We start from the raw sequence: 10,253 nt of genomic DNA, 5'->3' as shown, positions 1-10,253 counted from the left end.
GGACGGGCTGGAAGCGGGCTCGGTCCGGACCCGGGCTTCAAGCGGCGGGCGGGCTGGGAGCGGGCTCGGTCCGGGGGCTTCAAGCGGCGGGCGGGCTGGAAAGGGGGCCTGGGCTTCGCCCCGGGGTCTGCGCCCGGAGCGGGCTGGGCTGGGGCTGGTTGATCCCCGGCCAGGGGTTAGGCCGGGACTCGGGGGAAGCGGGACTGGAGGGTCCAGATGGTGGGGTTGTCGGCCAGGCCGTCGTGCATGTCGGTGAGGTCCGCGATCACGTCGTGCAGGAAGTCGCGGGCTTCGCGGCGCAGCAGGCGGTGGCTGAAGGTCAGCGGGTCCTCCTCCGGCGGCATCCAGTCGGCCTCGATGTCGACCCAGCCGAAGCGGCGTTCGAAGAGCATGCGGTCGGAGGACTCGGTGAAGTCGAGTTCGGCGTGCTGGCGGTTGGCGGCGCGGCTGCCGCGCGGGTCCTGGTCGAGCTGCTCGACGATGTCGCACAGCGCCCAGGCGAAGTCCAGTACGGGTACCCATCCCCAGGCTGTGGACACTTCCCGGTCCGCGTTGGTGTCGGCGAGGTAGACGTCCCCGCAGAACAGGTCGTGACGCAGCGAGTGGACGTCCGCCGAGCGGTAGTCGGTCTGCGGGGGGTCGGGGAAGCGCCGGGAGAGGGAGTAGCCGATGTCGAGCACGTATCCGATGGTGTCACGCCCCCGCCCGTCCGCTCACCGCCCGGTGCCCGGTCCGCGAATCAGAGTTCCTGATCGTCCCCGGGTCGCGTCCTCGTTCGATTCACCCGGAGGGGGCACTCCCCGCCACACCCGGCCGCCGTCCGTGGCGGGCGGTCGCGTGTGGCGGCTTCGGGAGGCGGCTCACCTGCGGAAATCGAGGGGAGGCGGGTGCGTCGCGGTGGGGTTGCCGGTGGGCGTGCGGGCGGTTCGTCAAGGCGTCCGGGAACGGGCCCCGGAGGCTCGGCCGTGAGGGTCTGCCGTGGGTGGCGGGGCGTCGGCGGCTCTCGCCTGGGCGGAGGGGGCCGACTTAAGCTCGGCGCGTCCGGGGGGTCCGGCGGGTCATGGCAGAGGGGATGGGGACCGTCGTGGCAGGAGCGGGGGGACGGCGCGAGGCGTTGGCGGCCGGGGTGCTCCAGGAGAGAACCCGGCTCGCCGCCGAGCTGCACGACACGGTGGCACAAGGGCTGACCAGCATGCACATGCTGCTCGACGCGGCCGATCAGCAGTGGACCCGGGAGCCGGTGCGGGCCCGGCAGCTGGTCCGGCAGGCCGCGGCGGCGGCGCGCGAGAACCTGGAGGAGGCCCGCCGGCTCATCCACGACCTGGCTCCGCCCGAGCTGGACGGCAGCTCGCTGCCGGAGGCCGTGCGCCGGCTGTGCGCGCAGACGCGGGGTGCCCGGTTCCGGCTGGAGGGGGAGCCCCGGCCGCTGGAGGCGGCCGTGGAGGGCGCGGCCCTGCGGGCGGCCCAGGGCGCGCTGGCCAACGTACGGAGGCACGCGCGGGCCTCGGCCGCGGTGGTGACCCTCACCTATCAGCCGTACGTGCTGAGCGTGGACGTGTGGGACGACGGCGTGGGGTTCGACGAGGCCGACGTGATGAGCGGGCCTCGGCGTGGGGACGGGTTGCGGCTGCTGCGGCGGCGGGTCGGCCACCTGGGGGGCAGGGCCGTGGTGGAGAGCACGCCGGGCGGGGGCACCGTGGTGTCGGTCCGGCTGCCGGTCCGGGACCCGGCATGACGCGTACGCGGATCCTGCTGGTGGACGACCACCCGGTGGTACGCGCGGGGCTGCGGGCCCTGCTGTCGGGCTGCCCCGACTTCGAGGTGTGCGGGGAGGCGCCGGACGGGGCCACGGCGCTGCGGCTGGTCCGCGAACTGGCCCCGGACCTGGTCCTGATGGACATCCGGCTGGGCGCCGGGATGTGCGGGGTGGAGACGACCCGGCGGATCGGCCGCCTGCCCGCACCGCCCCGGGTGGTCGTGCTGACGAGCTACGAGTCCGACGCGTACGTCGTGCGGGCGGTGGAGGCGGGCGTGGCGGGGTACCTGCTGAAGGGGTCCCCGCCCGACCAGCTGTTCCAGTCGCTGCGGACGGTCGCGGCGGGCGAGTCGGCGCTGTCGCCCTCGGTGGTCTCGCGGCTGATGAACCGCTACCGGGCGCCGAAGGCGGCGCTGACGGCCCGGGAGACGGAGATCCTGGAGCTGATCGCGACGGGCCGCTCCAACCGGGAGATCGGCTCGGCCCTGTTCATCAGCGGGACGACGGTCAAGACCCACCTGGTGCACGTCTACGAGAAGCTCGGGGTGGAGAACCGTACGGCGGCCGCGCGGGCGGCGGTCGACCGGGGGCTCATCGCGCTGGGCCAGGGCCGTTCCGTGTAGGCCGGTCCGTGTAGGCCGATCCGTGTAGGCCGGCTCGGGTGCTCGGTCCGGGCAGGTCAGTTGGGGTAGGTGATCTGGACGGAGGCGCCGTTGTACTGCCAGGTCGGGGAGAAGACGCGCTTGCGGATCTTCCAGACGCCCGCGGTCTTCACGTACTCGTCGCGGTAGCGGATGCCGCGCACGACGACGGTCTCCGGAGCGGTCGCGGTGGCCGGGTAGACGAGCTGGGCGGTGGCGTGGCTGTCGCCCGTCGCGGTCGTCCGGCTGGTCGCGCAGATGTAGGCGTTGGCGGTGACGTGGGTGGAGTAGCCCCAGGCCGCGGCGCCGTCGAGGTTGGCGACGACCGCCTCGATGCCGGTCTTGACGATGCCGGCGGTGCCGTCGGGGTGGGCCATCACGGTCAGGACGGCGTCGTCGGTGAAGAGGGTCCGGAAGACCGTCTTGTCCTTGGTGTCGACGGCGAAGAGGTAGGTCTCCAGCAGGCGTCGGATGGCCAGCTCGTCCTCGGCCGTACCGGTCCCGCAGGCGGAGGCGGCGAGCTCGTAGTCCTCGGACGCGGCGTTGGCGGGCGTCGCGGTGACGAACGCGCCGAGCCCGGCGACGGCGGCACCGGTGCCCAGCATGGTGAGCATGCGGCGGCGTTCCGGGGCGAATTCGGTGGTCGGCATGGCGGATTCCTCTCGACACGGCTGGTGACGCCCGGGCCGGCTCGGGGCGGTCCGGGCACTGACGAGCTTTCCGTGCCGGGGTCGCCGGCGGATCGGCGCGGTGTACGACCGCGATCTCGTACGGATGGACGATGTACGGGGGTGGGGGCGGGTGTCGGCGGTCCTGGGGCTGCCGCCTGCGCGCCCGCGCGCCCGCCCGCCCCGGTCAGGGGAGGAGGCGCTGCTCCTTGGCCACCGCGACCGCGCCCGCGCGGGTGTCGACGCCGAGCTTGTCGTAGATGCGGCCCAGGTGGGTCTTGACGGTGGCCTCGCTGATGAACAGCGCGCGGGCGATGTCGCGGTTGCCGAGGCCGCGGGCCAGCTGGCCGAGGATGTCGAGCTCACGGTCCGTCAGGGTGGGCCGGGTGCCGCGCATGTGGGCCATGACGCGGCTGGCCACCGGCGCGGACAGCGTGGTGCGGCCCTGCGCCGCCGAGTGGATCGCGGCGAACAGCTCCTCGGGTCGTTCCGCCTTGAGGAGGTAGCCGGTGGCGCCCGCGCCGATGGCCCGGGTGATGTCCGCGTCGGTGTCGTACGTGGTCAGGACCAGTACGTGCGGGGGGTGCGGGGCGGCGGTGATGCGGCGGGTGGCCTCGACGCCGTCGATGCCTTCGCCGAGCTGGAGGTCCATCAGGACGACGTCGGGGCGGAGTTTGGCCGCGAGCGCGACCGCCTCCTCGCCGCTGCCGGCCTCGCCGAGTACCTCGATGTCCGGCTCGCTGCCGAGCAGGGCCAGCAGGCCGGCGCGGACCACCACGTGGTCGTCGCACAGGAGGATCGTCGTCATGGTGTGGGCTCCAGGGGGATCGACGCCGAGAGGACCGTGCCCTCGCCCGCGGTGGATTCGATGGTCAGGGTGCCGCCGAGCTGGCGGACGCGGGCGCGCATCGCGGGCAGGCCGTGGCCCCGTTCCGGGGCGGCGGAGCGGGCCTCGGTGAAGCCGTGGCCGTCGTCCGCGACGTCCAGGACGACCTGGTCGCCGAGGAAGCTGAGGGTGAGGGCGGCGGTACGTGCGCCCGCGTGCTCCCGTACGTTCGCCAGCGCGCCCTGGGCGATGCGCAGCAGAGCCGACTCGGCGCGGTCGGGGAGCGGCACGGGGGCGCCCTCCAGGTGGAAGCGGACCTCGATGTCGGGGCCGGCGTCCAGTGCGCGCAGGGCGTCCGGGAGGCCGGCGCCGCCGGCGAGTTCGGGCGGCGCGAGGTCGTGGACCAGGCGGCGGGCCTCGGCGAGGCCGCGCGCGGTGATGTCGGTGGCGGTACGGACGTGCGTGCGGGCGGTGGCCGGGTCGGTGTCCCAGGTGCGGTCGGCGGCCTGGAGCAGCATCTGCTGGCTGGACAGGTGCTGGGCCAGGGTGTCGTGGATCTCCATGGACAGTCGCTGCCGTTCGGCGAGGGTGCCCGCGCGGCGTTCGGTGGCGGCGAGTTCCCTGCGGGTGCGGATCAGGTCGTCGATCAGGGTGCGCTGGGTGGTGGCCTGGCGCTCCATGTGGACGAAGACGGCGGTGGCGAGGGCGGCGACGGCGGGCGGGGCGAGGAGGAGGTTGGGGTCGAAGGGCTCGGAGCCCGCGGCCTGGGAGAGCTTGAGCTGCGCCGCGACGACGAACACCGTCAGGAGGGCGACGAGGACGATCGCGGCGCGGGGCGGGAGGGTGCGCAGGGCGGTGTAGAAGAGCGGCACGGCGCACCAGGCGAAGCTCGGCGCGAGGACGACGAGGACCACCCAGACGGCGACGACGAGGCCGAGCCAGAGGAGCCGGCGCAGGGTGGGGGCGGCGGTGCCGAGGGCGGGGCCGAGTACGTAGAGCAGGGCGAGGGTGATGCTGAGGGCGATGATCCACGGGGTGCGGGGTTCGCCGGGGTGGCGGAGGAGGAAGCGGGCCACGGAGGCGCCGAGGAGCAGGAAGAACGCGGTGTGCATGACCGTGGAGAGCGTGCGGGTGTCCCTCTCGGGCGGGGGGCTCGTGGGGGTCACGGGGGTCACGGGGTGCTCCTGGTTCGGTGGTGCGTGTGGGTACCGCTGCGCGGGGCCGTCCCCTCCCCACCCTTCCACCGTTCCCCGGGCTTCGCCCGGACCCGTGGGCCCGGGGCTCCGCCCGGGCGGAGCCCCGGTCGCCCGCGGCCGCGGTCCCGTGGGGGTGGTCGTGAACAGGTAAGCCGCCCTCGGAGGCGGGGTGCATCAGCCGATCGGTTGACCCTGGGGTCAACCGGTGCGGTGGCCGTTGGGAGCCGGTACGGGGACGGGTGGGCGGGGGTGGCGGGGAGAGGGTGGGAACACGGCAGACAGCCGCCGCGCCGACCACGTTCCAGGAGCAGACATGAACACCCGCACCCGCGTTCTCACCGGTACCGCCCTCGCCGTCGCGCTCGGCGCCGGGACCTTCGGCGCGGTCACCGCCACCGCGGCCCCGGCGACCGCCCCGGCCGCCGCCCCGGCCGCCGCCGCGGCCAAGAAGGACAACGACGGGAACTTCACCACCTCCACCCACCTCACCATCGACGCCGCCACCCGCGCCGCCCAGGCCGCGCTGGAGGCCGCCGAGAAGGAGAACCAGAAGGTGACCGTCGCGGTCGTCGACCGCAACGGCAACACCATCGTCACCCTGCGCGGCGACGGCGCGGGCCCGCAGTCCTACGAGTCGGCGCAGCGCAAGGCCTACACCGCCGTGTCCTGGAACGCCCCGACCTCGGTGCTCGCGGGCCGCCTGGCGCAGACCCCGAACCTGAAGGACATCCCCGGCACCCTCTTCCTCGGCGGCGGCACCCCCGTCCAGGCCAAGGGCGCCCCGGTGGCGGGCATCGGCGTGGCGGGCGCCCCGAGCGGTGAGCTGGACGAGAAGTTCGCGAAGGCCGGCGTGGACGCCCTCGACAAGTAGCCCCCCATGACGCGTCGCGTTCCGCGTCCCCGGGGCGCGGTGCGCCTCGAATAGTCTCGAGCCCGTGGATCTTCGCGCGCTCTCCCGCCTCGCCGCCCCCGCCGCCGTCGCCCTGCTCGCCCTCACCACGGGCTGTACGGGTGACACCGTGCAGGGGCGGCCGGGTGCGTCGGGGGTGCGCGACCCGTACTTCCCGAAGGCCGGCAACGGCGGGTACCAGGTCGAGCACTACGACCTGGACCTCGACTACGACCCCGCCGGCGGGCGGTTGGACGCCACCGCCGTCATCACCGCCCGCGCCGAGCAGGGGCTCAGCTCCTTCAACCTCGACCTCGCCGGCCTCGACGTCGAGCGGGTGCGCGTGCAGGGCAAGGGGGCCCGGTTCAACCGGACCGGCAACGAGCTGACCGTGCGGCCCGCCGAGGACCTGGAGCGCGGCGAGGTCTTCCGTACGGAGATCGATTACGCGGGCAAGCCCAAGCCCGTCACGGATCCCGACGGCTCCAAGGAGGGCTGGATCGCCCTCCCGAACGGCGAGGGCGCGGTCGGCGTCGGCGAGCCCGTCGGGTCGATGGCCTGGTTCCCCGGGAACCACCACCCGAGCGACAAGGCCACGTACGACATCACGCTGACCGTGCCCAAGGGGTACGAGGCCGTGTCCAACGGCGAGTTGCGCTCCCGGAGTCAGGACGCGCAGGGGCGCACCGTGTTCGCCTGGCACAGCCCGGAGCCGATGGCGAGCTATCTGGCGACCGCCGCCGTGGGGAAGTTCAAGGTGACGACCGGTCGGACCCCCGCCGGGATCCCCTTCTACAACGCGGTCGCGCCGACGGCGTCGGGGCCCGTGCTCGCCCGGCTGCCGGAGATCGTCGACTGGGGCAGCGGCAGGTTCGGGGCCTACCCCTTCTCCACGACGGGCGCGATCGTGCTGCCCGAGGGCACCCTCGGCTACGCGCTGGAGACGCAGACGCGGCCCGTCTTCCCCGGGGCGCCCGGCAGCGAGGAGCTGCTCGTCCACGAGCTGGCCCACCAGTGGTTCGGCGACTCGGTGTCGCCGAAGTCCTGGAAGGACATGTGGCTCAACGAGGGTTTCGCGACGTACGCCGAGTGGCTGTGGTCCGAGGACCACGGCGGGCCGAGCGCGCAGCAGCACTTCGACGCCTACCTGGCCGGCGACACCGATGTCGACGCGGCGGCGGGCTCCGACTGGGACGCCTTCCCGCCGGCCGCCCCGCCGGGGCCCGAGGACATCTCCGAGCCTCCGGTGTACGGGCGCGGGGCGATGGTCCTGCAGCGGATCCGGCAGGAGGTCGGCGACGAGCGGTTCTTCGCCCTGGTGCGGGGCTGGGCCGCCGATCACCGGCACGGGAACGTGAGCACGGCCGATTTCACCGCCTACGCGCAGGAGAAGACGGGCCGCGACCTGAAGAAGGTCTGGGACGTGTGGCTGTACGGGGAGGCGCGGCCCACGGCCCCGTAGGCGACGCCCGCGCCACGTCCCCAGGCGGCCCCCGACGCGCTTACGGCTGTTGGAGCGGCTTGCGCAGGACCGTGCAGGGGCGCCCCGCCTCGCGGTCGGCGCCGTGGCGCAGGGGCACGTACCCCTGGGCCTGCCAGAACGCGAGGGCCTTGGGGTTGTTGTCGAGTACGGCGATGCGCACGCCCGAGCGGCCGGCGGCGCGGAAGCGGTCCTCGACCAGGGAGGCCAGGGTCCGGCCGTACCCCTCGCGGTGCGCGGTGGCGTCGACGAGCAGCAGCCCGATCCACGGGTCCGGGTCCTCGGAGGCCGGATCGGGGTGGTGGGCGAGGGTGGCGGCCAGGCCTACGAGGCGGCCGGCGGAGCGGGCGAGGAGGATCTCGGCGCCGTCGTGGGCGAGCTCGTCGGCGAGGGCGGCGGCGACCTGTTCGACCGTGATGCGGCCGGGGTGGGGGAAATCTCCGCTGAGCTCGAAGAACGCGTGGTTGGTCGCGTAGAGCGTGGCGATTTCGGTGAGGACCGGGCCCGGTAGGGCGCCGTCCTCGACGGGGGCGAGCGGGAGGAGGATCACCTACCGAACGGTAGCGAAGCCCCCTCCCCGGACGGCCGGGAGGGGGCTTCGGCCGGCGTGACGCCCGCGTGGCGCCGGCCGGCCGGGCTCGGCCGGCCGCCGCCACGCGTTTCATGCCCGGCGGGTCGTGCCCGGCCGGTCGCCCCGGGCCGGTCGGCCCTGGGTCGGACTCAGACGTTGACGCCGAAGTCCTGGGCGATGCCGGTCAGGCCCGAGGCGTAGCCCTGGCCGACGGCGCGGAACTTCCACTCGGCGCCGTTGCGGTAGAGCTCGCCGAAGACCATGGCGGTCTCGGTCGCCGCGTCCTCGGAGAGGTCGTAGCGGGCGATCTCGGCGCCGCCGGCCTGGTTCACGACGCGGATGTACGCGTTGCGGACCTGGCCGAAGTTCTGGCTGCGGGTCTCGGCGTCGTAGATGGAGACCGGGAAGACGATCTTGTCCACGTCGGCGGGGAGGCCGGCCAGGTTGACGTTGATGGACTCGTCGTCGCCGGAGCCCTCGCCGGTGCGGTTGTCACCGGTGTGGACGATGGTCTGGTCCGGGGTGGACTTGTTGTTGAAGAAGACGAAGTGGCCGTCGGAGACGACCTTGCCGAGCGGGGTGACCGCGATGGCGGAGGCGTCCAGGTCGAAGTCGACACCGGTCGTCGTGCGAACGTCCCAGCCGAGGCCGACGGTGACGGCCGCGAGGCCCGGGGCCTCCTTGCTGAGCGAGACGTTTCCGCCCTTGGAGAGGCTTACTGCCATGGTGACTGGTGTCCCTTCCTAGTCTCACTTGGTCTCACTTGTCGTATGACCGCGAGAGCGCCCAAGTTACCGCTGACCTCCCTAACGCGGGGAGAGGCCCGCTAGGTTCCGGCGTCGGCAAATTGCCCGGAAGGACGCACGGACGGCCGTACGTGCGGACGTGCGGACGGGCCGCCCGTCCGCACGTACGGATCGAGCGCCCTTGCGAAATACGGGTGACGGGGGCCCGCGCGGGGGCGGATCATAGGGGGCATGCCTGGTCCCTATGTCATCCGCGGTTCGGTCGTGCTCCCCGAGGGCGAGCTCGCCTGGCGCTTCTCGCGGTCCTCAGGACCGGGCGGCCAGCACGTGAACACCTCCGACTCGCGCGCGGAGCTGCTCTTCGACGTCGCGGCGACGAAGGCGCTGCCGGAGGTGTGGAAGGAGCGGGCGCTGGAGCGCCTCGCGTCCCGCCTGGTCGACGGGGTGGTGACGGTACGGGCCTCCGAGCACCGCTCCCAGCTGCGCAACCGGGAGATGGCGCTGGTCCGGCTGGCCGCGCTCCTGGCGGAGGCGACCGCGCCGCCGCCCAAGGCGCGGCGGGCGACGAAGATCCCCCGGGGGATCAACGAGCGCCGGCTGCGCGAGAAGAAGGCCCGCGGCGAGACCAAGCGGGGCCGCAACGCGCGGGACTGGTAACGCGCCCGGCGGCGTCCGCCCAGCTGCGCCCGGGGGCGCGTGGCCTGCGGCCCGTCCCGCCCCTACGGCGCCAGGTGCCGGTAGCGCCCGCGGAAGTACGTCAGCGGCGGGGAGTCCGGCGACGGCTGGGCGGCGGCCAGGACGCGGCCGATCACCAGGGTGTGGTCGCCCGCCTCGACCCGGTTCTCCGTGCGGCATTCCAGGGTGGCCAGGGCCCCCGACAGGAGCGGGGCGCCGGAGATCTCGCCCCGGGTGCGGGGGACGTCCGCGAAGAGCAGACGGTCGCTGATGCGGCCCTTCATCGCGAAGCGGCTCGCGATCTGGAGCTGGCTGTCGGCGAGTACCGATACCGCCCACAGGGGCTGCTCCGCCAGCAGGTCGTCCATCCGGGAGCCCTCGCGCAGGCTGACGAGGACCAGGGGCGGGTCCATGGACACGGACATGAAGGCGGTGGCCGTCATGCCGACGTCCTCACCGCGCGGGCCGCCGGCCCTCAGCGCGGGCTCGTGTGCGGTGATCAGACTCACGCCCGCCGCCAGTCGGGACATCGCGGCCCGGAACTCGTCGTTGCTCACCCCCTCAGGATGGGGTGTGGGCTCGGGCAGCGTTGTCGCAGGGGTCGTGTTCGGCACAGTGGGGACGCTACTGTCGCCCTCTCGCGCGGCGCATCGGGCTGAGGTCCGAGCCGCGCCCCCGCCCCTTGGCCTAGGCCCATGCGTATCGTTTGCTCCCGGGAACGCACCGGTGAGGCGTCGGCAACCGACCGGTAGAAAACCGGCCATGGACCGGTGACACGTGCACCTTTATTCATCTCATGTGACTT

12 protein-coding genes are annotated in these 10,253 nt (G+C 73.7%); 5 read left to right on the top strand and 7 right to left on the bottom strand.

Translation table 11 applies throughout. From position 1 onward, the window contains the following. Nucleotides 1-176: 176 nt before the first annotated feature. Complete coding sequence (locus J7F03_RS15110; protein WP_214949705.1) at nt 177-680, bottom strand: hypothetical protein; 504 nt, start codon at nt 678-680, stop codon at nt 177-179. A 404-nt stretch (nt 681-1,084) separates the two neighbouring features. On the opposite strand from J7F03_RS15110, the gene J7F03_RS15105 reads away from it, so the two are divergent. Then, entirely contained in the window at nt 1,085-1,735 is a 651-nt protein-coding gene (locus J7F03_RS15105; protein ID WP_214949703.1) for a sensor histidine kinase, read from the top strand. Further along, on the top strand, nt 1,732-2,379 hold the full coding sequence (locus J7F03_RS15100; protein WP_214949702.1) for a response regulator transcription factor: 648 nt from the start codon (nt 1,732-1,734) through the stop codon (nt 2,377-2,379). Before J7F03_RS15105 ends, J7F03_RS15100 begins: the two co-directional genes overlap by 4 nt. A 56-nt stretch (nt 2,380-2,435) precedes the next feature. On the opposite strand, the gene J7F03_RS15095 is transcribed toward J7F03_RS15100, so the two are convergent. The 3 genes from J7F03_RS15095 to J7F03_RS15085 all read right to left on the bottom strand — a co-directional run bounded on the left by J7F03_RS15095 (nt 2,436) and on the right by J7F03_RS15085 (nt 5,003). Then, the gene (locus tag J7F03_RS15095; protein WP_214949701.1) at nt 2,436-3,047 is read right to left on the bottom strand and encodes a nuclear transport factor 2 family protein; all 612 of its coding nucleotides are present in this window, start codon (nt 3,045-3,047) and stop codon (nt 2,436-2,438) included. Nucleotides 3,048-3,252: 205 nt separating this feature from the next. Further along, a complete protein-coding gene (locus J7F03_RS15090) occupies nt 3,253-3,873 on the bottom strand; it encodes a response regulator transcription factor (protein ID WP_214949700.1) in 621 nt (206 codons plus the stop codon). Next, nucleotides 3,870-5,003 (bottom strand): sensor histidine kinase, encoded by a 1,134-nt coding sequence (locus J7F03_RS15085; RefSeq protein WP_214949720.1) that lies wholly within the window; start codon nt 5,001-5,003, stop codon nt 3,870-3,872. Before J7F03_RS15085 ends, J7F03_RS15090 begins: the two co-directional genes overlap by 4 nt. Nucleotides 5,004-5,400: 397 nt before the next feature. Between J7F03_RS15085 and J7F03_RS15080 the strand changes: the two genes are divergently transcribed. Further along, nucleotides 5,401-5,958, top strand: a complete 558-nt coding sequence (locus J7F03_RS15080; protein ID WP_214949699.1) for a heme-binding protein — start codon at nt 5,401-5,403, stop codon at nt 5,956-5,958. A 64-nt stretch (nt 5,959-6,022) separates the two neighbouring features. After that, nucleotides 6,023-7,438 (top strand): M1 family metallopeptidase, encoded by a 1,416-nt coding sequence (locus tag J7F03_RS15075; protein ID WP_214949697.1) that lies wholly within the window; start codon nt 6,023-6,025, stop codon nt 7,436-7,438. Nucleotides 7,439-7,478: 40 nt separating this feature from the next. Here J7F03_RS15075 and J7F03_RS41010 read toward each other — a convergent pair whose 3' ends face one another. Further along, nucleotides 7,479-8,006, bottom strand: a complete 528-nt coding sequence (locus tag J7F03_RS41010; protein WP_214949695.1) for an N-acetyltransferase — start codon at nt 8,004-8,006, stop codon at nt 7,479-7,481. Nucleotides 8,007-8,176: 170 nt separating this feature from the next. Then, complete coding sequence (locus J7F03_RS15065) at nt 8,177-8,752, bottom strand: TerD family protein (protein ID WP_214949694.1); 576 nt, start codon at nt 8,750-8,752, stop codon at nt 8,177-8,179. Nucleotides 8,753-9,004: 252 nt separating this feature from the next. On the opposite strand from J7F03_RS15065, the gene arfB reads away from it, so the two are divergent. Further along, nucleotides 9,005-9,430 (top strand): alternative ribosome rescue aminoacyl-tRNA hydrolase ArfB, encoded by a 426-nt coding sequence (arfB, locus tag J7F03_RS15060; protein WP_214949692.1) that lies wholly within the window; start codon nt 9,005-9,007, stop codon nt 9,428-9,430. A gap of 62 nt (nt 9,431-9,492) precedes the next feature. Here arfB and J7F03_RS15055 read toward each other — a convergent pair whose 3' ends face one another. Continuing rightward, nucleotides 9,493-10,062, bottom strand: coding sequence for a flavin reductase family protein (locus J7F03_RS15055; protein ID WP_308379540.1), 570 nt, complete (start codon nt 10,060-10,062; stop codon nt 9,493-9,495). Nucleotides 10,063-10,253 lie beyond the last annotated feature (191 nt).

The sequence above is a fragment of the Streptomyces sp. ISL-43 genome (genome assembly GCF_018614195.1).
Taxonomy (GTDB): Bacteria; Actinomycetota; Actinomycetes; order Streptomycetales; family Streptomycetaceae; genus Streptomyces.
Note: the sequence above shows the minus strand (reverse complement) of the source record. Positions and strands in the feature narration are given on the sequence as shown.

What these genes read in the sequence shown, in the direction of transcription:
- J7F03_RS15065 (WP_214949694.1), bottom strand. Translation starts at nt 8,752, where the DNA reads ATGGCAGTAAGCCTCTCCAAGGGCGGAAACGTCTCGCTCAGCAAGGAG.
- J7F03_RS15100 (WP_214949702.1), top strand. Translation starts at nt 1,732, where the DNA reads ATGACGCGTACGCGGATCCTGCTGGTGGACGACCACCCGGTGGTACGC.
- arfB (WP_214949692.1), top strand. Translation starts at nt 9,005, where the DNA reads ATGCCTGGTCCCTATGTCATCCGCGGTTCGGTCGTGCTCCCCGAGGGC.
- J7F03_RS15090 (WP_214949700.1), bottom strand. Translation starts at nt 3,873, where the DNA reads ATGACGACGATCCTCCTGTGCGACGACCACGTGGTGGTCCGCGCCGGC.
- J7F03_RS15080 (WP_214949699.1), top strand. Translation starts at nt 5,401, where the DNA reads ATGAACACCCGCACCCGCGTTCTCACCGGTACCGCCCTCGCCGTCGCG.
- J7F03_RS15085 (WP_214949720.1), bottom strand. Translation starts at nt 5,003, where the DNA reads ATGCACACCGCGTTCTTCCTGCTCCTCGGCGCCTCCGTGGCCCGCTTC.
- J7F03_RS15095 (WP_214949701.1), bottom strand. Translation starts at nt 3,047, where the DNA reads ATGCCGACCACCGAATTCGCCCCGGAACGCCGCCGCATGCTCACCATG.